Consider the following 25,408-nt stretch of genomic DNA (forward strand, 5'->3'; position numbering starts at 1 on the left):
ACACGACTCCACATCGGAACGCACACACTAGAACGCCGACGGATCGTCCACCAATGCCTTGCCGACGTCTGTACACAGCCGAAGGGCGGCACGAGCCCAGTCGAGGTTCGCACCCGAAAGACCGCAACGCGGAGTGACCGCGACCTGGGTCTGCAGGAGTTCACGAGAGAAGCCGAGACGATCTACCAGTGTGACGGCGGGCATCGCACACTCTTTCCACGTCACCGGCTTTTCCGGCTCCACGGACGGAACCAGACCGAGCGCCAATTCCTTGCCGGCGTCGAACAACTGGCCGATACCGTCGAGATCGCGTGAGCCGATGAGCGACATGTCGAAGCTCACGCCGAACGCCTGGCTTCGCCTCAGTAGATCCCACGGCATGTCTGTGCCGCAACTGTGGACGATTGTGGGCAGTCCGCAACCGCTGATCGTCGAGTCGAGTACGGCGAGTGCCTCGGGTTCCGGCAGTGCCGGAACGCTCTCCATCTTGGTGCGCCCAGGCAGCGAACCGGCCAGAACTGCCGCGATCTGCGGCTCGTCCAACTGAATCACCACTGCGGCGCCGGTGCGGCGAGTGACCTCGGCCGCATGACGCGCGAGACCCTCACCGAGTGATTCTGCGACGTCGCGGAGCGCACCGCGGTCGACGAGAACTCGCGAACCGTTTGCGACTTCGATCTCGGCGCCGAGTGTCAGCGGGCCGGCGACTTGGAGCTTGACGACGTGGTCTTCGCCGACCAAGCGCGCTGACTCCCAGGCTTCCTCGAGCGCGTCGAGATCCTGATTCAGAAAGTCCTCGGCTCGCTTCGCGACATTGCCCCTCCGAGGCACGACTCGATAGGCACGGGTCGAGGCGTCGAGGTTGATATCGACCAGAATTGCCCCCGCCCGGCCGACCATGTCAGCGCCGAGTCCGCGGCTCGGCAACTCCACCATATGCGGGAAACCACCCAGCTCGCCGAGGATGGTTGCGGCACTTTCGCGGGCATCCGTGCCCGGCCAGGATCCGATTCCGGTGACGAGACCACCGATGGAAACCTGCTGCGTCACAGTGTGTTCGGCTCGGATTCGGTACCCGAGATGGTGCCACTGCCGAGGACCTGGTCACCCAGTTCGCGGTCGGGGCGATACAACACGACGGCCTGTCCCTTTGCGACGCCGGTCAGTGGTTCGCGCAACGAGATCGAGATACCGCCGCTTGAAGTACCGTCGTCGACGGCCTCCGCAACGGCCTGCGCCAGTCCACCGTGCGCACGAACCTGCACCATGCATTCGACGGGGCCCTCCGGCGCCTGGCCCGAGGTCCAGATCGCACGCTGCGCCGAGATGGCCCAGACGTCGAGATTCTTGGCCGAACCCACTCGGACCGTTCCGGTTTCGGGCTCGATCGCGGTCACGTACCGCGGACGGCCGTCACCCGCCGGACCTTCGACGCCGAGACCCTTGCGCTGTCCGATCGTGAAGCCGTGTACGCCGTCGTGTGCAGCGAGGACCTCACCCGAATCGGCATCGACGACGCTTCCCGGACGAACGCCGATGCGCGCACCCAGGAATGCTCGGGTATCGCCGGTCGGGATGAAGCAGATGTCGTGGCTGTCAGGCTTGTTCGCCACAGCCAGACCGCGCTCGGCGGCTTCCTCGCGGATCTGTTCTTTCGGTGTGTCACCGATCGGGAACATCGCTCGCGAAAGCTGATCAGCCGTCAGCACACCGAGGACATACGACTGGTCCTTGTCCGCGTCGACCGCCCGGCGCAGGACGCCGTCTTCGAGGCGCGCGTAGTGACCGGTCGCCACGGCGTCGAAGCCGAGAGCGACTGCACGTTCGGCGAGTGCGGTGAACTTGATCTTCTCGTTGCAGCGCAGGCACGGATTGGGGGTCTCACCCGCTGCGTACGACGCCACGAAGTCGTCGATCACGTCTTCCTTGAAGCGATCGGCGAAATCCCAGACGTAGAAGGGTATTCCGAGAACGTCGGCGGCGCGCCTGGCGTCGCCGGCATCTTCCTTCGAGCAGCATCCACGCGAACCCGTCCGCAATGCGCCCGGCGCCGTGGACAACGCAAGATGAACGCCGACGACGTCGTGTCCGGCGGCGACAGCGCGGGCGGCGGCGACAGCGGAGTCGACACCTCCGCTCATGGCTGCGAGTACTCGCATCAGCGATCCCCTCCACGCGAACCGGCACCGGCAAGACCGGCGGCCCGAGCGCGCTCTACTACTTGTGGAAGCGCAGCGATGAGCGCGTCCACATCGGTGACACTCGACGTATGTCCGAGCGAAAATCTCAGTGAGCCACGCGCGACGGGCGATTCGACGCCCATCGCGATCAAGACGTGGCTGGCCCTGGCCACACCGGCGGTGCAGGCCGAACCGGTGGAACATTCGATACCGGCAGCGTCGAGCAGCATCAGCAACGAATCGCCCTCGCAACCGGGGAAGGTGAAGTGCGCGTTACCGGGAAGCCGATCGGAACCGGTCGGGCCGTTGAGCACCGACTCGGGAAGGATCTCCAGGACTCCGTCGATCAAACGGTCACGCAACTGCGCCAATTCCCTTGTGCTGGAATCGAAGTTCTCGACGTTTGCGCGCAGCGCCGCAGCCATCCCGACAACGCCCGCAGTATCCGGAGTGCCCGAACGCAGATCACGTTCGTGTCCGCCGCCGTGAAGGAGCGGCACACACGGAACCTGGCGTCCGAGCAGCAGTGCGCCGACGCCGTGCGGACCACCGAACTTGTGCGCCGCGATGCTCAGCGCGGACAATTTGCTCGCCGCGAAATCGACCGGCAATTGCGCAACGGCCTGAACCGCGTCGCTGTGCATCGGAACCTCGAACTCAGCCGAAATCTCCGCCAACTCCACGATCGGCATGATGGAGCCGACCTCGTTGTTGGCCCACATCACCGTCACGAGTGCTACCTCGTCGGCGTGGACGGAAAGCTCGTCGCGCAAGGTCTGCGGGTCGACGACACCGTTCTCGTCGACCGGCAACCACGTCACGCGCGCGCCCTCGTGCTGCTCGAGCCACTCGACGGCGTCGAGCACCGCATGATGCTCGACGGAGCTGGCCAGGATGCGAGTGCGTCGCGGGTCTGCGTCACGGCGAGCCCAGTAGATGCCCTTGACCGCGAGATTGTCGCTCTCGGTGCCTCCGGAGGTGAAGATGACCTCCGACGGCCGCGCACCCAAGCTGGCGGCGATCGATTCCCGCGATTCCTCGACGCGGCGCCGGGCCGCACGGCCGGAGCCGTGCAGCGAGGACGCGTTGCCCACGGTTTTGAAGGTATCGGTCATCGCCTCGATAGCGGCTGCCGACATCGGAGTCGTGGCGGCATGATCGAGGTACACCGGAAATCCGGCGTGGGCACTGTGTGCAGGCAGAGTCATGGCTTGACAAGGATAGCCCAGCACGAGAGTTCGACCAGCCTCGCTCAGCAGGCTAAGCGCTCATCGCCGGGGAAGGATCGATTTGTCCCACGGCTTGTGTCACGAGTTCCGGTGCGGGGTCGAAGATGTCGTGAGCTGCCAGATCGATGATGTCGACGCCGCGTACGGCTCTCTCGCATCGCTGCGCGAGATCGGCTCGACACTCCCCTGCCTCCTCGAGCGGAGCCAGCCTGACCTTCACCTCGACGTTCTTCTGACGCAGGATCCGACGGATGGACTGACCGATCGTTTCGGTGCCGACAAAGCAGGGTCCGGTGCACAGGGAACCGTCGGCGTTCTCGTAGCGGATCGCCATCGGCTGAACCGGGCATTCGGCGTCGACGGCTGCTTGGAACATCGCCGGACGAAAACCGCCGTACGCCCGCCCGCACCAGGTCGTTCCCTCGGGGAACACCATCACCCGGACACCTCGCTGCAGGCGTTCGCGAACGACGTCGACGGTTCCGGGGAGTTCACGCAGGCGAGCGCGGTCGATGGGGACGACGCGCATCCGGCGCGCGAGACCGCCGAGCACTGCCCAGTCGAGCAGGTCGGCGCGGGCGACGAAGTTGGCCGGAGCAACGGCGCTCGCGACGAGGACATCGGTCCAGGACACGTGACCGGCGACAACCATGACCCCGTCAGGTTCCGCGCGCCCCAACCGCTGATCGTCGACCGTCAGCTTCATCCCCAGACAACGAAGCAACGCGCGCGAGTATCCGCGTTGCATCTCAGTACGCCAGGTCCGCGGGAGCAGCCAGCCGGCCGAAAGCACAGGCGCAGTCACCAGTGCGGCACCGACCATGACCCCGCGGGCCATCACGGTGATACTCGACACACCGGGTGCGTCCGCGGGTAGGCACCCGTCGCCGCAGGGGCTCGTCGGCACCCAGTACGGCACCGCCGCGGTCATCAGCCGATCCCCGACTCGTGTGCGGCGGCCGCCGATCGCAGCCGTTCCAGATAGCGCTTGTTGGCGGAGTGAAGGCCTTGCAGCGCAACAAAATCGGCCACACCGAACTCGGGATCGTGAGCAGGTTCCCCGCAGATCATCGCGCCCATCCGCAAGTAACCACGGAGCAACGGTGGCATCGTCACGCGTTCCGGTGCGGCGATCTCGTCGAGCGTCAGACCCCCGAGGACCACCGGGTTTCGTGGGATCACCCGCCGCGACCCCGGACTGGCGTGCTTGTTCATCACGAAGTCACGGACGCCGCGGACATCGGCGCCGGCAATTGAATCGGGGCTCGGCAAGACGGGCACGGAGACGCAGCCCATCACCCACTCGTATCCGGTCAATTCGAGATAGTGCAGGATGCCCGACCACATCAGGCTCAGGACGGATCCGGTGCGGTGCGCGGGATCGACGCACGCGCGACCCATTTCGACGATCCTGTTCGACACCGGATCGAGCGCGGAGATGTCGAATTCGGTTGCGGTGTAATACCCACCCGCCGCCGCAGCGGAATCCGGCGGCAGCATTCGGTAGCAGCCGACGTACTCCTCGGTGATGTTGTCACGAACGAGTAGATGATCACAGAATTCGTCGAAGCCGTCGGCGTCGAGTTCGAAGACCCCGGCCGAGGCCGGGAGGGAGAAGCCTGGCTCGGAGGCGAACACTCGGTATCGAAGGCGCTGCGCTGCGACACGATGCTCGCGGTCGGAGGAGACGATCAGGGAATATCTCGGCTGGGCGACCTCACGGCCGAGATTGTCACTCGCGGAGCGAAGGACTGACGTAATTGTCATGCGCAAGGTTTATCGAGCGCGAACGGCGTCTCGGTATCGACGAAGTGACATGCCGATGCAGGCCGGGTGAATAAAGCACTGTGCGCCTTTATCAACCGCGGGGGGTTGATAAAGGCGCACAGCAGTTTGTGCTTTTCAGCCCTTGTGGGACTTCACAGCTTCGGTGAGCTGCGGTGCGACGTTGAACAGGTCGCCCACGATGCCGAAGTCGGCGATCTCGAAGATGGGTGCCTCTTCGTCCTTGTTGACCGCGACGATGGTCTTGGACGTCTGCATGCCGGCGCGGTGCTGGATGGCACCGGAAATGCCGAGCGCGATGTACAGCTGCGGGGAGACCGTCTTACCGGTCTGACCGACCTGGAACTGTCCGGGGTAGTAACCCGAGTCCACAGCGGCACGCGAAGCACCGACTGCAGCGCCGAGGGAGTCGGCCAGCTCTTCTACGACGGAGAACTTGTCCGCGCTGCCGACACCACGTCCACCGGAGACGACAACCGACGCCTCGGTGAGCTCGGGGCGGTCGCCGCCGACGATGGGCTCACGCGAGGTGACCTTGACGGCACTCTCGTCCTGGGCCGGAACCTCGACGGTGATCTGCTCGCCTGCGCCGGCCTGCGGAGCAGCCTCGACTGCGCCCGGACGAACCGAGTAGACGGGAACGTCGCCGTTGGCCTTGGCCTCGACGGTGAACGCGCCACCGAAGATGGAGTGGACGCCGGTGCCGTCAGCCTTGATCTCGATGACGTCGGTCAGCAATCCGGAGCCCAGACGTGCGGCCAGACGACCGGCAACCTCTTTGCCCTCGGTGCCGGCTGCGGTGATGACTGCTGCCGGGCTGGTGGACTCGACCAGAGCGGCGAGAACGTCGACCTTGGGGGTGACGAGGTAGCCGTCGATGTCGTCGGACTCGGCGACGTAGATCTTCTCGGCGCCGGCTGCTGCCAGAGCGTCGGCGAGCTTTGCTGCGGTGCCCGCGGGGCCGGCGACAACTGCCGACGGCTCACCGAGTGCGCGTGCAGCGGTGATGAGTTCGGTGCTGACCTTCTTCAGCGCACCCTCTGCGTGCTCTACGAGCACAAGTACTTCTGCCATGACTTAACTCTCCCTGAGTTCTTCTGCTGGATGTCTAGAAGGGCGCGATCAGATGACCTTGTTGCTGACGAGGTACGCGGCAATCTTGGTGCCACCGTCTCCCTCGTCGACGATGCGCTCACCAGCGGTACGGGGGGGCTTGGGGGTGGAGGACGTCACGGTGGTGCCGGCGTTGGCAACTCCGACGGTCTCCGGGTCGACTCCGAGGTCGGCCAGCGTGTAGACGAGAACTTCCTTCTTCTTCGCGGCCATGATGCCCTTGAAGGACGGGAAGCGCGGCTCGTTGATCTTCTCGGTGACCGAGACGATCGCGGGCAGCGAAGCCTCGAGGCCGAAGACGCCCTCGTCGGTCTCGCGCTCACCGGTGATCTTGCCGTCGGCGACGACGACCTTGCGCAGCTGCGTGAGCTGCGGGATGCCCAGGTACTCGGCGATGATGGCCGGAACAGCGCCGACACGGCCGTCGGTGGCCTCGTTGCCGGCGATGATCAGGTCGGCAGGCTCGTCGTTCTCGAAGGTGATCTGTCCGAGAGCAGCAGCGAGCGTCCATGCGGTCTGGATCGCGTCGGAGCCGTGCAGTGCCGGGTCGTTGATGTGGACGGCCTTGTCGGCGCCCATCGAGAGAGCCTTGCGGATAGCGTCGGTGGCGCGGTCGGGACCTGCGGACAGCACCGTTACCTCACCGCCCTGAGCTTCCTTGATGAGGAGTGCTTCTTCGACGGAGCGCTCGTTGATCTCGTCGAGGACTGCGTCGGCGGCTTCACGGTCAAGCGTGTAGTCGCCGTCGGTCAGCTTGCGCTCGGACCATGTGTCGGGGACCTGCTTGATCAAAACAACGATATTCGTCATGGGTCTTCGTCGACCTCCTGTGTGTAATTCACCTGATAAATCGTCTGTGGTGCTCGCGCAGTCCGAGCGTCCGAAAAGAGAGTCCGACAGGTCTCCCTACGGGCGAATTTCTCGGTTCACGTCGGCTGTGCGTTAGATTACCCCACGTTAAGTTACCGGTGGGTAACTTAACGTGGAACCTCGTCCACCATAACGGCACGAACAGGAATTGACAGCAGTGATCTGGACCACGGCGAACACGTTCTACTCGGATGGCACTAATCTCGCACGGGTGAGTGAAACGAGTGTCAGCAACCACGAGGACGCACCCCTGCCCTTGACGGGCGAACGAACCGTGCCAGGAATCCCCGAGGAGAACTACTGGTTCCGACGCCACGAAGTGGTGTACCGCGCACTTCTGGAGCGCTGCACGGACCGCCGAGTTCTCGAGGCCGGTTCCGGAGAAGGCTACGGCGCCAACATGATTGCGGACGTCGCAACGAACGTTACCGGCCTCGACTACGACATCTCCGCGGTCGAGCACGTCCGTGCCCGCTACCCCCGCGTCGAGATGCTCCACGGCAACCTCGCCGAGCTTCCACTGGCGGACAACACGGTTGACGTCGTCGTCAATTTCCAGGTGATCGAGCACCTGTGGGATCAGGGTCAGTTCCTACGCGAATGCTTCCGAGTTCTCGCTCCCGGCGGTGAACTTCTCATCAGCACCCCCAACCGGATCACCTTCTCCCCCGGCCGCGACACGCCGCTCAACCCTTTCCACACTCGTGAGCTCAACGCCTCCGAAATGACCGAATTGCTCGAAGACGCCGGATTCCGCGTTCAGTTGATGACCGGCGTCCACCACGGTTCGCGCCTGAAGGAACTCGACGCCAAGCACGGCGGATCGTTCATCAATGCGCAGATCGACCGCGCGTTGGCCGGCGAGCCCTGGCCGGAAGATCTCACCCGCGACGTCGAGGGCATCACCGTCGACGACTTCAGCATCAGCGAACCCGACATCGACGACAGCCTCGACCTCGTCGCTATTGCCGTGAAGGAAACCGGCGAGTGAGTAACGCAACACCCGTCACCGAACCGGGGATGTTCGCCCTGGTTCTGCACTCCCATCTGCCGTGGCTCGCCAACCACGGCAGATGGCCAGTCGGCGAGGAATGGATCTACCAGTCCTGGGCTGCGTCGTACATTCCGCTCGCCGCCGCGCTACGACGCCTAGCCGACGAGGGCCGATCGCACCTGCTGACGCTGGGAATCACGCCCGTACTCGCGGCCCAGTTGGACGATCCCCACTGCCTCGCCGGGATGCATCACTGGCTCGGCAACTGGCAAATCCGCGCCCACGAGGCTGCCGGCATGCCGGACGCGGCGCACCGCGAACTCGGCGCGCGCGAACACCGGGCGTCAGCTGCCGCTCTCGCGGATTTCGAGACTCACTGGCAGCACGGCGCCTCACCGGTGTTCCGCGACCTCATCGATCGCGAGGCCTTCGAGCTTCTCGGCGGGCCGCTGGCCCACCCGTTCCAACCGCTGCTCGATCCTCGCTTGCGGGCGTTCTCCCTCCGCGAAGGTCTCGCCGACGCGCATGCCCGGTGGAATCACACTCCGACCGGGATCTGGGGACCCGAGTGCGGGTACACCCCGGGCATGGAGCGCGGGTACGCCGAAGCGGGCGTCACCCACTTCATGGTCGACGGCCCCGCCTTGCGCGGCGACACATCCCTCGGCCGCCCGGTTCGAGAATCCGACGTGGTCGCATTCGGCCGCGACCTGCAGGTCAGCTACCGCGTCTGGTCCCCCAAGTCCGGATATCCGGGTCACGCCGCCTACCGCGACTTCCACACCTACGACCACGAGACGGGTCTCAAGCCGTCGCGGGTCACCGGACGGACCGTCGACTCCGCCGACAAGTTGCCGTACGACCCCGAACTCGCTGCGGCCGCCGTCGACAAGCATGTCGCCGACTTCGTCGAAACCGTTCGGGCGCGTCTGCGCAGTGAATCCACCCGCATCGGCCGCGACGCCCTCGTGGTCGCAGCTTTCGACACCGAACTGTTCGGGCACTGGTGGCACGAAGGTCCGCAGTGGCTCGAAAAACTCCTGCGCGCGCTTCCCGAGGCCGGAATTCGCGTCGGCACCCTCGCCGACGCCAAGGCATCGGGATACGTCGGCGAACCCGTTCAACTCGAGGATTCGTCCTGGGGATCGGGTAAGGACTGGCGTGTCTGGGCTGGCGATCAGGTGTCCGACCTGGTGCAACTGAACTCCGAAGTGGTGGAGACCGCGCTCGGCACCGTGGACAAGTCTCGCGGACGCGACAACGCACCCGGACGACCGGAACTGCGAAACCGCGTCAACGATCAGATACTTCGCGAGACACTGATGACAGTTTCGAGCGATTGGGCATTCATGGTGAGCAAGGATTCGGCCGCGGGGTACGCCCGCGAACGCGCACACAAGCACGCCCACGCGACCAGGGAAATCTCCGAAGCGCTCGTTTCCGGCCGCGACGCCGTCGCCGAGCGGTTGGCCAAAGGCTGGAATCGCGCCGACGGATTGTTCCCCGGTCTGGATGCACGCCGTCTTCCTGACACTGAACTGGTGAACGGGAGCGCGTCGTGAAAATTCTCATCGTCTCGTGGGAGTACCCCCCGGTCGTTGTCGGCGGCCTCGGCCGACACGTCCACCATCTCGCCACCGAGTTGGCTGCTGCAGGCCACGAGGTCGTTGTTCTCTCGCGTCGCCCCTCCGGAACGGATGCGTCGACGCACCCGACGATCACGCACATTTCCGAGGGCGTCCTTGTCGTCGCAGTGGCCGAGGACCCCGCACACTTCGTCTTCGGCGAGGACATGCTCGCGTGGACCCTCGCGATGGGTCACGCGATGGTCCGGGCCGGGATGGCGCTGCACAAGCCAGGAGTGGGCGAGGGCTGGCAGCCCGACGTCGTGCACGCGCACGACTGGCTGGTCGCACATCCGGCGATCGCCCTGGCCGAATTCTATGATGTCCCACTGGTTTCCACACTTCACGCCACCGAGGCGGGTCGCCACAGCGGCTGGATCTCCGGACGCATCAACCGCCAGGTCCACTCCGTCGAGTGGTGGCTGGCAAACGAATCCGACTCTCTCATAACCTGTTCGGCGTCCATGCAGGAAGAAGTGACCGAGCTCTACGGCCCGACGCTGCCGCCGATCACCGTCATCCGCAACGGAATCGACGTGACCACGTGGAACTTTCGCGAACGTGGACCGCGATCCGGACCGCCGAAACTCCTCTTCGTCGGCCGCCTGGAATACGAGAAGGGCGTGCAGGACGCCATCGCAGCACTCCCCCGAATCCGTCGTAGCCACCCCGGCACGACCCTCGCGATCGCGGGCGAAGGCACCCAGTTCACCTGGCTCTACCAACAGGCACGCACGCATCGCGTCGCGCGGGCGGTGGACTTTCTCGGCAACCTCGATCACACGGAACTGCTCAGCTGGCTGCACGGAGCGGACGCCATCGTCCTGCCGTCGCGCTACGAGCCGTTCGGGATCATCGCCCTCGAAGCGGCGGCGGCCGGCACTCCGCTGATCACGTCCACCGCAGGCGGACTGGGCGAAGCCGTCGTCGACGGGGTGACGGGGATGTCCTTCCAACCGGGCGACATCGCCGGGCTCACCTCGGCTGTCCGCGAGGTACTCGACGATCCCGCCGGGGCACAGGAACGGGCAGTGGCCGCCCGCGCACGCCTGACATCGGACTTCGACTGGCATCAGGTCGCCGAGGAGACTGCTCACGTCTACGCGGGCGCGAAGCGTCGGGTGCGACAGCCGTTGGCCCGTCCGCAGATCCCCGAGCGTCCGCTGCCCGGTCGCTGAGCTCGCTTTGTGCTGATCTCAGGGGGTCGGGAGTGGCGCGGTGAAACGAGAACTCGCATCCCCCAGCAGATGGCCTGGTGGCAGCATCCGGCCGCAGAGCACGAGCAGGAGATCCTGCGCCGCCCCGTGAACCTCGGCGCCGGCACCGTACGTCCAGTCTCGGTCGTCGGCGCGCAGCCGAGCGCCGTCGAGGTCCGTCCCGAAATACTTCAGGGTTTTGGGCGAGAGTCCGCTGAGCACGCGAGTGAGCCGGTCTTCGGGCACCACGTAGTCGTCGCCGAGTGCCACGCGAATGTCCTGACCGTGGATCACGTCGTGCGAGAGCGCACCCTCGAAGCCGCCGCCTGGAGGCTTCCACGGGTGTGCAACGTTGTCGCGAAGCGAGGCAAGCAGTTGTCGCTCACCGACTTCGGACGCATCGGCGAGCGCTCGCCGGTTCGACATCTTGTTGAAGTTTCCGCGTGACTTGACCATTTCCACGACAAATCGCGGCGCCGAGTATCGGTAGGGCATGGTGATGTGCGCGATCACTTCGCGGACCCGCCACCCCTCGCACAGGGTCGGCGCGTTCCACTGCTCCGTGCTCAGGCCTTCGAGAAATCCCACCAGTTCGCGGCGCTGCGCCACGACCCATTCGGGTGTCTGTTCGCTCATGTCGGCACTCCTTTCACCGGCGCAGACTTTCGGCGCCGATACCGATACAGACCGGTGGCAGCGCCGAAAGTAATCGCTGGTTCTGCGGAAAATGAGCTACGACGTCGACGACGCGTCGGCAGCGTCTGCGGCGGCCTTCTTGCGCGCGATGTCTTCGAGCGCCGCGATGTACTTCGCGCGATCGGCAGCGCCGGCTTCCCAATCGGACTTGCGGTTCTTGACCGCCTTCGCGGGCGAGCCGACCGCGATGCTGTAGTCCGGGATGTCGCCTTTGACGACGGCGTGCGCCCCGAGGACACAACCGCGTCCGACGCGAGTATTTCGCAGCACGGTGACCTTCGCTGCCACCCACGTGTCCGGGCCGATACGGACGGGGCCCTTGACGATGCCCTGGTCCTTGATCGGTGTGTTGATGTCGTCCATGCGGTGGTCGAAGTCGCAGATGTAGCACCAGTCGGCTACGAGCGTCGACGCACCGATTTCGATGTCGAGGTACGTGTTGACGACGTTGTCCTTGCCGAAGACGACCTTGTCGCCGATGCGCAGCGAGCCTTCGTGGCAGCGGATCGCGTTGCCGTCACCGATGTGCACCCAGCGCCCGATCTCGAGGCGGGACAGGTCGGGGGTGGAATGGATTTCGACGTTCTTGCCGAGGAACACCATGCCGCGCAGGATCACGTGCGGGTTGGCCATCTTGAACTTGGCGAGACGGTAGTACCGCACCAGATACCAGGGTGTGTACGCCTTGTTCGCCAGAACCCATTTGAGGGAATCGACCGTCAAGAACTTGGCCTGATCGCTGTCGCCTCGGCGTGATCCCCGCCATCGAGTGCGCAACGGTGCGCCCCACATGCTCGTCATGAGTGTTCAGCCTACGTGGGGCCGACTCACCGACCCTCGGGGTGTGCCCCGTCACGTTGCCCCGGTCGGGATAGTCTCTGGTCCGGGCTTGTGCAGTTACCGAGGGCTCTTGATCAAGTGAAGGCAGGGAGATTGTGATGCGGCGGGTCCTACGGTCGTCCGTGATGGTGTCGACGGCGATCGCTGCGGCCCTGATCGCCGGTTGCGGCAGCGACGACGGACGGGTGGACCGGTACGCGTCGGCGGGTTGGCCGGCCATGCATGCCGACGCCCGCAACAGCGACACGAGCCCGGTCACCGGATCACGCGATGTCGAGTTCGCATGGTCACGCCCTCTCGGCGGTCCGGTTGCCGCGTACGCCTCGGTGGCCGCGAACGGCCAGAGCTTCGTCACCGCCCGCACCGAGAACGGCTGCAATCTCTTCTCGTTCCAGATGGATACGGGTCGCAAGAAGTGGTGCGCTCGACTCAACGACGGAGTAGTCGCGTCCACACCCATCGTCGACACGGCCACCAATGTCTACGTCGGCGAGAGCGGCGCGATGATGTCCTTCACCGAGACTGGTCAATTGCGTTGGCGCACGCTCGTTGTGGGCACTCCTCTCTCGTCACAGTTCACCGGCGACGGAAACCTGTTGTTCATCACCCAATTGGGTCAGATCAACGTGCTCAACCCGCAGACCGGCGCAAAAGTGGTTCCGTCGTTCGACCTGATCCCGCCGCCGTCGATCGACCAGGGCGCGAATGCAGAACTCATTCCCGACAACAAGGGTTTGAACGAGTGCTTCCTCGGCACGTCCGGCTGCCCGGTGGCCAATACCCCGGCAGTGGACCTGGGCACCGGCAAGTTCTACTTCACCTTCTACGGACCCAGTTCTCAGGCAGCCGATCTGGTCGCCATGAAGTACACGGGCGGCGACAATCCGTCCATCACCCGCGAGTGGTCCACCGACGCGCTTCCCGGTGGAACGGCGTCGAGCCCGGACCTGTCGAAGGACGGCAAGACCGTCTACGCCACCGACAACAACGGATCTCTCTGGGCAGTGAACGCCGAAACCGGTGACACCAGGTGGAGTTACGACATCGGCTTCAACTCGGCCGGTAGTGCCTCGACGTCCGACGACGGTTTGATCATTCCCGCCGGCGGCGACAAGGGCCACCTCCTTGCCGTGCGCGACGAGGGAGATCACGCCGAACTGGCCTGGGAACGTAAAGACCTTCTGCAACTGGGCGTTCCGGCGCAGACCGCCGGCGACACCGGATACACCGTCGTCCGCGAGGGTGAGAACGGACTGAGCCTGATCACCTTCGACACCGAAACCGGTGAGACGGTGGATCAGGACACGTTGCCGGGAGCAGTCGGCTTCACCGTCGGCACCTCCATCGGACCCAAGGGCGAAGTGTTGACGCCCAGCGCAATCGGTGAGCTGTTCGTCTTCAAGTGATCTAGCGGGATGCCTCACAGATGAAGGCCGACGCCGATCGTCCGATCCGCACGATCACGACGCTCAGTGCACGCGAGCCCTTGAGCTTGAGCCGTGGACGCAGCACTGCCGGGTCCACGTCGACTCCTCGCACCAGGATTTCGGCCACACCGCAGTCCCGCTTGGACAGTGTCTGTTTGAGCAGTTTCTCGGAGTACTTGATCTGCTCGAGGATCCGGAATCCGCGAACTCCCTCAGGGACGCTGTCACCGGTCAGATAAGCGATGCGTGGATCGAGCTGCCAGAGGCCGTGTCTGGCCGCGTAGTGGCGCACGAGGCCCGCGCGTACCACCGCTCCGTCCGGGTCGATGATCCACTCCCCCGGCGCTTGCTCCGGAATCACGTCGTCCTCGGCGTCGGTGATCGCCCATCCGCTCCCGTCGGAGCGAAGGACCGAAGCTCGGCGCGTGACGCCGGACTCGGCCAGTCCCGTCGACCACAGGCAGGCTTCCTTGACGCCGCCGTCGAGTGAGACGACCTCGACTTCCCCGTCCCAGCCCAGATTGTCGAAATCGAGTCCCGGAGCGCACTTCACCGCGAGATCACGGCCGGAGTACGCCTCGATGAGGTCCGGCAACGGTGGCATCAACGCTGCCGGATCGTGAGTGCGGCGACCGCCCGATCGCCGTGCGGGGTCTGCCAGTACGACGGTGTCGCGTGTCGTCGGGCGGAGCGCGTCGGCCCGCAGCAACGCTGCGCTCGGCACATTGCGCTGTGCCATCGCCAGGCGAACGGAATCGATGTCGCTGCCGATCACGCGATGCGCAACTCCGGTCAAGGCATGCAGTTCGGCGCCGATGGAGCACGTCACGTCGTGGACGTCGCGCCCGATCAGACGCTGCGCGCGGTGGGCCGCGACAACGCCGGGAGTGGCTTGTTGCATCGCGTCGTCCGTGAACAACCACTGATCACTGCCGGGCAGTTTCGTAGCGGCCTTTCGTCGAAGCAGGACGGTGTCCACGAGCGCAGGCATGTGATCACCGAAACGCGTACGCGCCCGGCCGATGTCGGCCAGACGCGTACGCGTGGACAGTTCGAGCTGATCCACCTCGGCCAAGGCAGCTACGCCGGAATCACTTCCGAGATAGTCGACGTCGCCGAGGGTGAAGTCATAACCCAATTCAGTTGCCGGGCTTCACGCCGGTGATCATGACGTTGTAGAAGAATCCGCGAGGAACGACGTGGCGGAGCACCTTCTCGTCGACCCAGCTGAGCGTCTTCCAACCACCGAAAGCGAAACGCCCCCAGCCCCAACCGAGCTTCTCCGGCGGAACAGCCGCCTCGAAGGTACGGACCGGCCAGCCGAGCAGCGCCGCGGCGAATTCCTCGGTGGCAGCGTGGACCTGATCGGCGCCGGCGGACTTCGCCATGTTCTCGAGGTCCGTGGGGTCGAACGTGTGGATGTCGACGACAGCCTCGAGAGCTGCTGCACGAGAAGACTCGTCGAGTTCCTCTTGCGGGCGACGCCAGTCTGCGAGGAACGGCAGCTTGGTCACGCGCGTGGTTGCTTCCCACGTCGCGCGGCCGAGCCAGCGAGCGTAGAAGTTGCCGACAGTGGTGGGCTCACCGGCGAAGACGAAACGTCCGCCGGGCTTGAGGACACGAAGGACCTCACGCAGCGACTTCTCGACGTCCGGAATGTGGTGCAGCACGGCGTGGCCGACCACCAGGTCGAAGGTGTTGTCCTCGTACGGAATGGTCTCGGCATCGGCAACACGGCCGTCGACCGGAAGGCCGAGGCTTTCGGCATTGCGCAGTGCGACCTTGACCATGCCGGGCGAGAGGTCGGTGACCGAACCGGTCTTGGCGACTCCACCCTGCATCAGGTTCAGGAGGAAGAATCCGGTGCCGCAACCGAGTTCGAGCGCGCGCTCGTACGGGAGCGGCTGATCGCCCGCGACGGCGTCGAAACGACCACGTGCGTAGTCGATGCAGCGCTCGTCGTACGAGATGGACCACTTGTCGTCGTAGGTTTCGGCTTCCCAGTCGTGGTAGAGCACCTGGGCGAGCTTGGTGTCCTTACGAGCGGCCTCGACCTCTTCGGCCGTGGCGTGCGGCCGCGGCGCGGGGTCGACTACCGAGGTGTCGGTAGCGGCGGGCGGCGTGACGGTTGCGTCGTCATTCGGGCTGGCTGTCATGGCGGCTATCCTACTCGCTGGTAAGAGATGAACAAGTTCTAGTTTAGGGGAGCCTACTCGCCCGTGAACTCGGCCTTGCCCGGACCGTTGGCGATGAACGACTCCATGCCGATCGCCTGATCCTTGGTCGCGAACAATCCGGCGAACAGATGCTGCTCGATCTTGAGCCCGGATTCCAGGTCGGTGTTCAGACCCTCGTCGATGGCTGCCTTGGCAGCAGCCAACGCACGTGACGCTCCCCCGACGAACTGCGAGGCCCATGTCCGGGCCGCGGTGTACACGTCGTCGGGAGCGACGACCTCGTCGACCAAACCGATGGCCAACGCCTCGTCAGCCCCGACGAAACGGCCGGTGAAGACCAGATCCTTGGCCTTGGCCGGACCGATCAGACGAGCCAGGCGCTGCGTTCCGCCGCCACCGGGAATGATTCCGAGCAGAATCTCCGGAACTCCGAGCTTGGCGTTGTCTCCGACGATCCGGCGATCGGCCGAGAGTGCAACTTCGAGTCCACCACCGAGTGCGTATCCGGTGATCGCGGCGACGGTCGGCTTCGGGATGGACGCCACGGCGCCGAGTCCGGCCTGCATGCCGCCGATCGCGTCACGGATCTGGCCGTAATCCATCTCGGCCATTTCCTTGACGTCGGCACCGGCTGCGAAGACTTTCTCGCCGCCGTAGACGATGACGGCCTTGACTGCCTTGTCGACGGTCGCAGCGTGTGCGGCAGCAGCCAACTCGTCCTGGACCTGACGGTTCAGAGCGTTCATGGGCGGGCGCGCCAGACGGATGGTGCCGATGCCTTCGGAAACCTCGAGAGTCACAAATTCAGCCATGGTCGAGAGGTTACTTTGCCGCCTTGACCGACCACGGATGCGGCCCGGCGACGTAGTAACCGTCCTGGTTCGGGAACTCGACGCGCAGCGTTTCCTCGTCGGTGATCAACGTAGGCAGGATGACGGGAATCTCCGGCTCGGCTGCGAGTATCTCCGCCACCGAACTGAACTTGGCCAATTCGGTCAGCTGACTCCACGTCGGCGGCAACAGGATGCTGCCACCCTCCCGCCAGTGCGCCAGCGCGTCTTGCGGGCTCTGCCAACGAACCTCGGCGGCCTCGGAGGTGACGCCGTCCGCGATCTGTCCGGTCGGTGACGCTGCGACGAAGAAGCGCGTGTCGTAGCGGCGGGTCTCGCCCACCGGCGTGATCCAGTTTGCCCACGGCCGCAGCAGATCCGTTCGCAGGACCAGGTACTCCTTCTTCAGGAAATCGCTGAACGACAGCTCGTGCTTTTCGAGAGCTACTCGGTCCTGTGCGTAGCCGGCCGTGTCCGCGACGACGGTGTCCGCGGTCGGTCCGGCGAGTAGGACGCCGCACTCCTCGAAAGTTTCCCGCACCGCAGCCAAGACGAGAGCCTTCGCCCGAGCCACATCCGTGCTGAACCGCTCGGCCCACCATTCGACCGACGGTCCGGCCCACTCGACCTCTGCCGTCGCATCGGACTTGTCGACGCCGCCGCCGGGGAAGACCGTCATGCCCCCGGCAAACGCCATCCCCTGTACTCGTTGAAGCAGGAAGATCTCGATCCCGGATTCGGCATCGCGCACCAAGATGACGGTCGACGCATCCTTGGGCTCGGGGACAGCGTTTGTATTCTCGTTAGCCATGCTTCGCGAACCTACGCGATCTGTGATCTGGGACGCATTTCAGGTCCCACTGAAGCTCACGCGCGATGAGCTCCGGACGGCCTCGCGCGGCGCGCGAAGTATCGGCCGTCCGCCTTGTCGAGGCTGATGGACTGGCTGAATGCCGCGCTCAGATTTTCGGCGGTGATGACGTCGTCCAGAAGCCCCTGGGAGACGACCTCCCCTTCCTTGAGAAGGAGTGCGTGGGTGAATCCCGGCGGGATTTCCTCGACGTGATGGGTGATCAGGACGGTTGCCGGGGCGTCCGGATCGGCAGCCAGTTCGGCGAGTCTGGCCACAAGTTCCTCACGGCCACCGAGGTCGAGCCCGGCGGCGGGCTCGTCCAGGAGAAGAAGTTCGGGATCGGTCATCAAGGCTCGCGCGATGAGGACGCGCTTGCGCTCGCCTTCGGAAAGCGTCCCGTACGTCCGATCCGCCAGGTGCTCGGCGCCGAGGCTTTCGAGCATCTCCACAGCGCGCGAGGTGTCCATGGATTCGTACTCCTCGCGCCACCGACCGAGAACGGCGTAGCCCGCCGACACGACGAGGTCGCTGACCTTCTCGTCGCCGGGCACGCGGTTCGCCAACGACGACGAGGACAAACCGATTCGCGGGCGCAACTCGTTGACGTCGACCTTGCCGAGAACTTCGCCAAGGAGGTGGGCAGAACCACTGGTCGGGAAAGTCTCACCGGCCGCGATGCGCAGCAGCGAGGTCTTGCCGGCACCGTTGGGTCCGAGCACCACCCATCGCTCGTCCAGCTCCACTTTCCAGGTGACGGGCCCCACGAGAGTGGACCCTCCCCGACGGATGAGTACGTTGTCGAAATCGATGAGCAGATCTGGATCAGGTAGCGGCACCCGAACATCTTCCCGCACATTCTCCGGCCGTTCACGGCAGGATCATCTTGCGTGTCGCCTCTCATCGAAACTCACACCCCGACGCCCGGGTCTCCGTTCCCACTCGGCGCCAACATCGTGGACTCCGGAACCCAGTTCGCGGTCCACGCCCCGGCCGCGTCGAGCGTCCACATCTGCCTGATCGACCAGGACGGAAACGAAGATCGCGTCGAACTTCGGCAACACACGTACGGAATCTGGCATGGAATCATCTCCGGGATCGGTGCGGGGCAGCGTTACGGAATTCGGGCGTCCGGCCCGTGGAATCCGCGCGCCGGGCTGAGACTTAATCCACACAAGCTGCTCGTCGATCCGTGGGCGCGCCGCATCGAGGGGGATCTTGGTGATCACCGTGCCCTCCTGTCGTACGCCGACGATCCCTTCGGCGACCCGTCGACGGTCGACTCGCTCGGCCACGTGCCGCTGTCCGTGGTGACTCCCGGCCTCGCGCCCGCCGGAGCCCGCCTCGAGACGCCGTGGGAGGAAAGCGTCATCTACGAACTGCATGTGGGCGCGTACACCGCCAGTCATCCAGGAGTACCCGCCGCCCACCGCGGAACGTACCTCGGCCTGACGGCACCGGCCGTGATCGATCACCTCGTCTCACTCGGCGTCACTGCCGTGGAACTGCTTCCCGTACAGGCATTTCTGACCGAACACAGCGTCCGCGAGCGAGGGATGCGCAACCACTGGGGATACTCGACGGCGTCGTACTTCGCCCCGCATCCCGGATACGCGGCAACTCCGGGCGGCGAAGTCACCGAGTTCCGGATCATGGTCGACGCACTACACGCGGCAGGCATCGAGGTCGTCCTCGACGTCGTCTACAACCACACCTGCGAGCAGAGTGTCGACGGAATCAGTGTCAGCTGGCGAGGTTTGGACGGCCCCGGCTATTACCTTCTCGACGGCGACGGCCGCGACATCGACCTGACCGGGTGCGGCAACACGGTCGACGCCTGCTCCCCCATCGCCGTCCGCATGATCACCGACAGCCTCCGTTACTGGGCCACCGAAATGGGTGCCGACGGCTTCCGATTCGATCTTGCGAGCGCGTTGGGTAGGCCGCGCGGCGGAGGCTTCGACCAGCGGGCGTCCATCCTGTCCGCCATCTCCTCCGATCCGGTACTGACTCGGTGCAAGCTCATCGCCGAACCGTGGGATGCGACGGCCGACGGTTACCAGGTCGGAAACTTCGGACTCCAGTGGTCCGAATGGAACGACAAGTACCGCAGCACCATTCGCCAGTTCTGGAACGGCGGATCCAGCGTCCGGAAGGTCGCGTCGCGCCTCGCCGGTTCCGAGGACATCTTTGCCGGCAGCGGCCGTCGCCCCTGGGCGTCGATCAACTTCGTCACAGCGCACGACGGGTTCACCGCCGCCGATCTGGTCGCGTACAACCACAAGCACAACGAAGCCAACGGTGAAGACAATCGTGACGGCGCCGATCACAACGATTCGTTCAACCACGGAATCGAAGGCCCGAGCACCGATCCCGAGATTCAGGACGCCAGGGCACGTCATGTACGGGCGCTACTGGCCACGCTCGTGCTGTCGACAGGCACACCGATGCTCACCGCCGGAGACGAGTTCGGCCACAGTCTCGGCGGAAACAACAACGCGTATTGTGTTCCCACACTTGCCTCCCCAGCCGATTCGTGGGCCCTGGACTGGACGGCGGCCGATCAGTCGTTGGTGCAGTTCGTCTCCCGAGCGTTCGGATTACGCCGAGCGGCACCGGCGTTGCGTCAGCCCGAATTCTTCGAAGGCAGAAGAAGACTGGAGCACCCGGACCTCGTCTGGTTCGACGCTGCCGGCGTCGAGTTCGACGACACCGCATGGCACGACGAGAGTCACCGAACGCTGCAGGCCTGGATCGACGGAGCCGACGTTCGGTCTCACACTCGAACCGGGCGCCCACTCGGTGACGACAGTTGGCTCCTGATCCTGCATTCCGGTGGACCGGTTCAGGTCACCGTCGGCACTCCGGAATGGTTCGACGGCACCTTGACTGCATCGTTCGATTCGGCTTCACCCACCGGAGAACCTGCCTCCACGGCCGAAGTTCCCGTCGGCACCGAGATTTCGCTGACCGGCCCCACGGTCTTGGCCTTACGTTCCGTGACACGTCCTCCGGTCACCGCTGCTGTCATGGAATCCGGCAGCACCTTGATGAGGAATTGAATGGTCGGTCCGATCCCGAAGGCGTACAACACTGTTCCGACGCCGACGGTTCCACCGAGGAGCCATCCGGTCGTGAGGACCGCGATCTCGATGCTGGTACGCACGAGCCTGACCGACAGACCTGTGCGAGCGACCAGTCCGGTCATCAATCCGTCGCGGGGGCCCGGCCCCATGCCCGCGCCGATGTAGAGAACGCTGGCCAGTCCGTTGAGGAGGATTCCCGCGACCATGATCACGGCTCGAACTGGCATGGAATCAAAGACCGGCAAGAAGGCCAGTGAGGTATCCACCGAGATGGCAATTACAACGACATTGGCGACCGTTCCGAATCCCGGCCGCTGACGGATCGGAATCCAGAGCAGCAGTACCACCGCACCGGTAATCGCAGTGATCACGCCGAAACTGAGCGAAACGTGCTCGGCCACACCCTGATGAAACACGTCCCAGGGATCCAAACCAAGACCGGCTGTGATCATCATGGCCATCGAGAAGCCGTACAACCACAGACCGACGAACAGCGAGGCGAATCTCCGTATCAACACTCGACCATCTTGAAGGCCACTGGACTGTTCATCCATAGCCAAGTTACCGATACTGGACTGGTCGATTACGTCTCTACGGAACCGCGATGACTGTCATGGAGCCTGGTGCCACTTCCGTGAAACCAGCGTCACGAACCGCGACGGCCTCCGACTTCTTCAGCCGAACTACTGCTTCGGCCCACTGTTCCGGGCTCGCGTCGCGCACTGAGCAGCGAAAGTCGTTCTGCGCCCAGGCCCAGCACTGTTTCTCGGACATGGCCGCCGCCAACAACATCGAGGCATGCCCGACCTGTGCCGACGCCTTGCCAACCGTCATCTCGAGCGCCGAGTCGATCCACAGCACCGGAAGACCAGGCTCCGGCGGGCCAGGCTCGTCGTGCTCGAGATCGGTCCCGCCGATCTGCAACTTCTTGATTCGCGGGTCCAGTTCTCCGACCGGCCCGGGAACCAGAGCCCGCGCCTGCGCGCCATCCACATCGACGGTGATTCCCGGTACCTCCTGCGCGGCGAGCCACTGCGCTCCTCGCGCTCGACGAGACACCTTCCGAATCCGGGCACCCACCCACGCCGAATAGTCCTCGTGCCAGGGGCCGGGTTCCCCGTCTTCGGTGAACCCGACGCGTTCGTCCAGACACAGCGCCACAGCCGCCGTTGCCGCAGCCTCGAGCAGTGCGGTGCGCTTGGGCGGGTCTGCCTTCGGAATGTGCAGAACGATCGGCATCGCCAACACCAGCGCCGGATCCGCGGGATCGTCTCGCCCTCCGTACCCAGCAGCCAGCACCGCGTGGCGCTCGCGCCAGCGCGAATCGGGGCCGGACATCACAGCTGGATCGGAACTGAATGCTGGATCGGAACTCATGGAATCGGTACGCGTCGCACGCCACCGTCGACGGCGTCCGCAGCCTCGACCTCGTCGCGGGTCACACCGAGAATGAACAGCACAGCGTCGAGGAAGGGATGCGACAAAGCAGCGTCCGCGACCTCCCGCAACGCAGGCTTGGCGTTGAACGCCACGCCCAGGCCCGCGGCGTTGAGCATGTCGATGTCGTTGGCACCGTCACCGACGGCGACGGTCTGTTCCATCGGCACACCGACCTGATCGGCGAACTTGCGCAGCGCAACGGCCTTCGCGGCGCGGTCGACGATTTCACCGATCACACGTCCGGTCAGCTTGCCGTCGACGATTTCGAGGGTGTTGGCGTGCACGAAGTCCAGTTCGAGTTCGTGTGCGAGGCCTTCGATGACCTGCCGGAAGCCACCCGACACCACGCCGCAGTGGAATCCGAGACGGCGCAGGGTGCGAATCGTGGTTCGCGCACCCGGCGTCAGTTCGATGCTCTCTGCCACCTCGTCGATGACGGAGGCGTCGAGACCGGCGAGTGTCGCCACACGCTGGTGCAGTGATTCGGTGAAGTCGATCTCGCCGCGCATCGCAGCTTCGGTGACGGCGCGGACCTCGTCCTCGACGCCGGCCTTCGCGGCGAGCATCTCGATGACCTCGCCCTGGACGAGCGTCGAGTCCACGTCGAACACGATCAGACGCTTGGCCCGGCGAGCCAGTCCTGCGCGCTCGACCGCGATGTCGACGTTTTCGAGAGCGGCGACCTCGGCGAGTCCGGTGCGCAGCTTCGCGTCGCCGTCCGCCGTATCGGCCGCGCTGACGCTGAGTTCGAGGCCGGTGACCGGATAGTCGGCGACACCACGGATGGAATCGATGTTTGCGCCCTGCTTCGCGAGTTCGCGTGCCACCGATCGCATTGCGCGAGCATTGACCGGGCTACCGAGAACAACGACCGCGTGGGTGGACACCGCGGGCCGTCCGGGATCGGCACCGATTTCGATGTCGACGTTCATTCCGACCGTCGCCATCGCCTGTTCGAGTTCTTCCTGAAGCGCTTCGGGATCGTTCGGGCAGGCAACCATGACACCGAGTGTCAGTCGACCTCGAATCACCACCTGCTCCACGTCGAGTAGACGCACATCGTGCCGCGACAGCGCCGCGAACAGTACCGAGGTGACGCCAGGGCGGTCCGGCCCGGTCACAGTCACCAGAACAGTGGTGTCAGAGGCACCCACCGAAAACTCCGATCGTTTCTTCGTTCGCGTCTTGATCGTCACTATTGTGCCAAGCGAAAGGCCCCACCCGTTACTCGGGCGGGGCCTTCGCTGATTACTTCAGTGTGTTACTTCGCTCAGGAGCGGCTGTCGGTTCCGGGGTCGCCTTCGTCCCCGACCGTGAGCGGCTCGTGACGAGCATCTTCGAGCACGGTGCTGGCGTTCTTCCCGCCGTGGCCGGGGCCGACGTGCGCTTCCGCGCGCATCCGCTCCACCATGTGCGGGTAGTGCAGCTCGAACGCCGGACGCTCGCTGCGGATGCGCGGCAACTCGGTGAAGTTGTGACGCGGCGGCGGGCAGGTGGTTGCCCACTCCAGCGAGTTTCCGTAACCCCACGGATCGTCGACGGTGACCACCTCGCCGTAGCGGTAGCTCTTGAAGACGTTCCAGATGAACGGAAGCGTCGAGGCACCGAGTACGAAGGCAAAGATCGTGGACACCGAGTTCAGAACCGTGAACCCGTCCGAGGGTAGGTAGTCGGCGTAACGACGCGGCATACCTTCGCCGCCGAGCCAGTGCTGAACGAGGAACGTGCCGTGGAAACCGACGAACGTGGTCCAGAAGTGCCACTTGCCGAGACGCTCGTCCATCATGCGACCGGTCATCTTCGGGAACCAGAAGTAGATACCGGCGTACGTGGCGAACACGACCGTGCCGAAGACCACGTAGTGGAAGTGGGCGACGACGAAGTAGCTGTCGGTGACGTGGAAGTCGAGCGGCGGGCTCGCGAGGATGACACCCGACAGACCACCGAAAAGGAAGGTGATCAGGAAGCCGATCGAGAACAACATCGGCGATTCGAAGGTCAACTGCCCCTTCCACATCGTGCCGATCCAGTTGAAGATCTTCACACCTGTCGGCACGGCGATCAGGAACGTCATGAACGAGAAGTACGGCAGGAGAACAGCGCCGGTTGCGTACATGTGGTGGGCCCACACTGCGATCGACAGAGCGGCGATGGCCAACGTTGCGTACACCAGGCCGCTGTAGCCGAAGATCGGCTTACGGCTGAAGACCGGGAAGATCTCCGAGACAATGCCGAAGAACGGCAGCGCGATGATGTACACCTCGGGGTGACCGAAGAACCAGAACAGGTGCTGCCACAGGAGCACACCGCCCGTTGCCGGGTCGAAGATGTGCCCACCGAGATGTCGGTCGACGAACAAGCCCATGAATGCAGCGGTCAGCAGCGGGAACGCCAGCAGGATCAGGATGCTGGTGATGAAGATGTTCCAGGTGAAGATCGGCATGCGGAACATGGTCATACCGGGTGCGCGCAGGCAGATCACGGTGGTGACCATGTTGACGCCACCGAGGATGGTGCCGAGGCCGGCGACGGCCAGACCCAGGACCCACAGGTCGGCGCCGACGCCGGGGCTGTGCAGCGCGCTGGTCAGCGGCGTGTATGCCGTCCAACCGAAGTCTGCTGCGCCACCGGGCGTGACGAATCCGGCCGTCGTGATGATCGCACCGAACAGGTACAGCCAGTAGCTGAACGCGTTCAGGCGCGGGAACGCGACGTCGGGTGCACCGATCTGGAGCGGAAGAATGTAGTTCGCGAAGCCGAAGACGATCGGGGTCGCGTACAGCAGCAGCATGATCGTGCCGTGCATGGTGAACAGCTGGTTGAACTGTTCGTTGGAAAGGAACTGCATGCCGGGTACAGCAAGTTCGGCACGCATCATCAGTGCCATGAGGCCACCGATGAGGAAGAAGGCGATGGAAGTCGCCAAGTACATGATTCCGAGCACCTTGGGATCGGTGGTCGTGATCATCTTGAAAATGAATGAGCCCTTGGGTCCCTGCCGCGGCGGGTAAGGCCTGGCCGGCGCTATCGTGGGGACTGGCTGGGGCGCTACGGCAGTCACTGATCCTCC

At 64.6% G+C, this 25,408-nt stretch carries 22 protein-coding genes and 1 pseudogene; 5 read left to right on the forward strand and 18 right to left on the reverse strand.

Annotated elements, in window-relative coordinates; all coding sequences use genetic code 11:
• Window positions 1–27: 27 nt before the first annotated feature.
• The 7 genes from P3G66_RS06645 to P3G66_RS06675 all read right to left on the reverse strand — a co-directional run bounded on the left by P3G66_RS06645 (window position 28) and on the right by P3G66_RS06675 (window position 7,117).
• Window positions 28–1,050, reverse strand: a complete 1,023-nt coding sequence (locus tag P3G66_RS06645; RefSeq protein WP_070162227.1) for a methionine synthase — start codon at window positions 1,048–1,050, stop codon at window positions 28–30.
• Complete coding sequence (gene mnmA / locus P3G66_RS06650; RefSeq protein ID WP_070162225.1) at window positions 1,047–2,159, reverse strand: tRNA 2-thiouridine(34) synthase MnmA; 1,113 nt, start codon at window positions 2,157–2,159, stop codon at window positions 1,047–1,049. The genes P3G66_RS06645 and mnmA overlap by 4 nt, the downstream gene beginning before the upstream one ends.
• Window positions 2,159–3,388 carry a cysteine desulfurase family protein gene (locus P3G66_RS06655; protein ID WP_070162223.1) on the reverse strand — a complete coding sequence of 410 codons (1,230 nt, stop codon included), beginning with the start codon at window positions 3,386–3,388 and terminating at the stop codon, window positions 2,159–2,161. Before P3G66_RS06655 ends, mnmA begins: the two co-directional genes overlap by 1 nt.
• A gap of 52 nt (window positions 3,389–3,440) precedes the next feature.
• Complete coding sequence (locus P3G66_RS06660) at window positions 3,441–4,340, reverse strand: lysophospholipid acyltransferase family protein (RefSeq protein ID WP_003944726.1); 900 nt, start codon at window positions 4,338–4,340, stop codon at window positions 3,441–3,443.
• Window positions 4,340–5,176, reverse strand: a complete 837-nt coding sequence (locus tag P3G66_RS06665; RefSeq protein WP_050655130.1) for a GNAT family N-acyltransferase — start codon at window positions 5,174–5,176, stop codon at window positions 4,340–4,342. The genes P3G66_RS06660 and P3G66_RS06665 overlap by 1 nt, the downstream gene beginning before the upstream one ends.
• A gap of 135 nt (window positions 5,177–5,311) precedes the next feature.
• Window positions 5,312–6,268, reverse strand: coding sequence for an electron transfer flavoprotein subunit alpha/FixB family protein (locus tag P3G66_RS06670; RefSeq protein WP_003944698.1), 957 nt, complete (start codon window positions 6,266–6,268; stop codon window positions 5,312–5,314).
• A 48-nt stretch (window positions 6,269–6,316) separates the two neighbouring features.
• Complete coding sequence (locus P3G66_RS06675) at window positions 6,317–7,117, reverse strand: electron transfer flavoprotein subunit beta/FixA family protein (RefSeq protein WP_003944754.1); 801 nt, start codon at window positions 7,115–7,117, stop codon at window positions 6,317–6,319.
• Window positions 7,118–7,388: 271 nt separating this feature from the next.
• Between P3G66_RS06675 and P3G66_RS06680 the strand changes: the two genes are divergently transcribed.
• Genes P3G66_RS06680 through P3G66_RS06690 form a run of 3 tightly spaced genes read left to right on the forward strand, consistent with a single transcriptional unit; the run spans window position 7,389 to window position 10,974 of the window.
• Entirely contained in the window at window positions 7,389–8,168 is a 780-nt protein-coding gene (locus P3G66_RS06680; protein WP_276116329.1) for a class I SAM-dependent methyltransferase, read from the forward strand.
• A gap of 29 nt (window positions 8,169–8,197) precedes the next feature.
• Window positions 8,198–9,733 (forward strand): glycoside hydrolase family 57 protein, encoded by a 1,536-nt coding sequence (locus tag P3G66_RS06685; protein WP_275232896.1) that lies wholly within the window; start codon window positions 8,198–8,200, stop codon window positions 9,731–9,733.
• Window positions 9,730–10,974 carry a glycosyltransferase family 4 protein gene (locus P3G66_RS06690; protein WP_003944732.1) on the forward strand — a complete coding sequence of 415 codons (1,245 nt, stop codon included), beginning with the start codon at window positions 9,730–9,732 and terminating at the stop codon, window positions 10,972–10,974. Before P3G66_RS06685 ends, P3G66_RS06690 begins: the two co-directional genes overlap by 4 nt.
• Window positions 10,975–10,992: 18 nt before the next feature.
• On the opposite strand, the gene P3G66_RS06695 is transcribed toward P3G66_RS06690, so the two are convergent.
• Together P3G66_RS06695 and P3G66_RS06700 are read right to left on the reverse strand one after the other, a co-directional pair.
• Complete coding sequence (locus P3G66_RS06695; RefSeq protein WP_042926126.1) at window positions 10,993–11,628, reverse strand: maleylpyruvate isomerase family mycothiol-dependent enzyme; 636 nt, start codon at window positions 11,626–11,628, stop codon at window positions 10,993–10,995.
• Window positions 11,629–11,724: 96 nt separating this feature from the next.
• Window positions 11,725–12,489 (reverse strand): acyltransferase, encoded by a 765-nt coding sequence (locus P3G66_RS06700; protein WP_003944741.1) that lies wholly within the window; start codon window positions 12,487–12,489, stop codon window positions 11,725–11,727.
• 137 nt (window positions 12,490–12,626) lie between these two features.
• On the opposite strand from P3G66_RS06700, the gene P3G66_RS06705 reads away from it, so the two are divergent.
• Entirely contained in the window at window positions 12,627–13,934 is a 1,308-nt protein-coding gene (locus tag P3G66_RS06705; RefSeq protein ID WP_054827839.1) for a PQQ-binding-like beta-propeller repeat protein, read from the forward strand.
• A 1-nt stretch (window position 13,935) separates the two neighbouring features.
• Here P3G66_RS06705 and P3G66_RS06710 read toward each other — a convergent pair whose 3' ends face one another.
• Genes P3G66_RS06710 through P3G66_RS06730 form a run of 5 tightly spaced genes read right to left on the reverse strand, consistent with a single transcriptional unit; the run spans window position 13,936 to window position 18,651 of the window.
• Window positions 13,936–15,093 carry a class I SAM-dependent methyltransferase gene (locus P3G66_RS06710; RefSeq protein ID WP_276116330.1) on the reverse strand — a complete coding sequence of 386 codons (1,158 nt, stop codon included), beginning with the start codon at window positions 15,091–15,093 and terminating at the stop codon, window positions 13,936–13,938.
• Between the two features lies 1 nt (window position 15,094).
• Window positions 15,095–16,111, reverse strand: a complete 1,017-nt coding sequence (locus tag P3G66_RS06715; protein ID WP_003944733.1) for a class I SAM-dependent methyltransferase — start codon at window positions 16,109–16,111, stop codon at window positions 15,095–15,097.
• A gap of 53 nt (window positions 16,112–16,164) precedes the next feature.
• Window positions 16,165–16,944 (reverse strand): enoyl-CoA hydratase-related protein, encoded by a 780-nt coding sequence (locus tag P3G66_RS06720; RefSeq protein WP_003944701.1) that lies wholly within the window; start codon window positions 16,942–16,944, stop codon window positions 16,165–16,167.
• Window positions 16,945–16,954: 10 nt separating this feature from the next.
• Window positions 16,955–17,773 carry an NUDIX domain-containing protein gene (locus P3G66_RS06725; protein ID WP_063316596.1) on the reverse strand — a complete coding sequence of 273 codons (819 nt, stop codon included), beginning with the start codon at window positions 17,771–17,773 and terminating at the stop codon, window positions 16,955–16,957.
• A 56-nt stretch (window positions 17,774–17,829) separates the two neighbouring features.
• On the reverse strand, window positions 17,830–18,651 hold the full coding sequence (locus P3G66_RS06730; RefSeq protein WP_003944728.1) for an ABC transporter ATP-binding protein: 822 nt from the start codon (window positions 18,649–18,651) through the stop codon (window positions 17,830–17,832).
• Between the two features lie 51 nt (window positions 18,652–18,702).
• Here P3G66_RS06730 and glgX point away from each other — a divergent pair.
• Window positions 18,703–20,745: pseudogene (gene glgX, locus P3G66_RS06735) on the forward strand (glycogen debranching protein GlgX); the annotation flags it as partial.
• Here glgX and P3G66_RS06740 read toward each other — a convergent pair.
• The 4 genes from P3G66_RS06740 to ctaD form a co-directional block, all read right to left on the reverse strand.
• A complete protein-coding gene (locus P3G66_RS06740; RefSeq protein ID WP_314732975.1) occupies window positions 20,658–21,452 on the reverse strand; it encodes a membrane protein in 795 nt (264 codons plus the stop codon). The pseudogene glgX and the gene P3G66_RS06740 overlap by 88 nt on opposite strands.
• 37 nt (window positions 21,453–21,489) lie before the next feature.
• The gene (locus P3G66_RS06745; protein ID WP_063836273.1) at window positions 21,490–22,275 is read right to left on the reverse strand and encodes a peptidyl-tRNA hydrolase; all 786 of its coding nucleotides are present in this window, start codon (window positions 22,273–22,275) and stop codon (window positions 21,490–21,492) included.
• Window positions 22,272–23,492: a phosphoserine phosphatase SerB gene (gene serB, locus P3G66_RS06750; RefSeq protein ID WP_003944761.1), complete on the reverse strand. Its 1,221-nt coding sequence runs from the start codon at window positions 23,490–23,492 to the stop codon at window positions 22,272–22,274. Before serB ends, P3G66_RS06745 begins: the two co-directional genes overlap by 4 nt.
• Before the next feature lie 116 nt (window positions 23,493–23,608).
• A complete protein-coding gene (gene ctaD / locus P3G66_RS06755; protein WP_019747892.1) occupies window positions 23,609–25,399 on the reverse strand; it encodes a cytochrome c oxidase subunit I in 1,791 nt (596 codons plus the stop codon).
• Between the last annotated feature and the right edge of the window lie 9 nt (window positions 25,400–25,408).

The organism is Rhodococcus sp. C3V (assembly GCF_029269915.1).
Taxonomy (GTDB): Bacteria; Actinomycetota; Actinomycetes; order Mycobacteriales; family Mycobacteriaceae; genus Rhodococcus_F; species Rhodococcus_F qingshengii.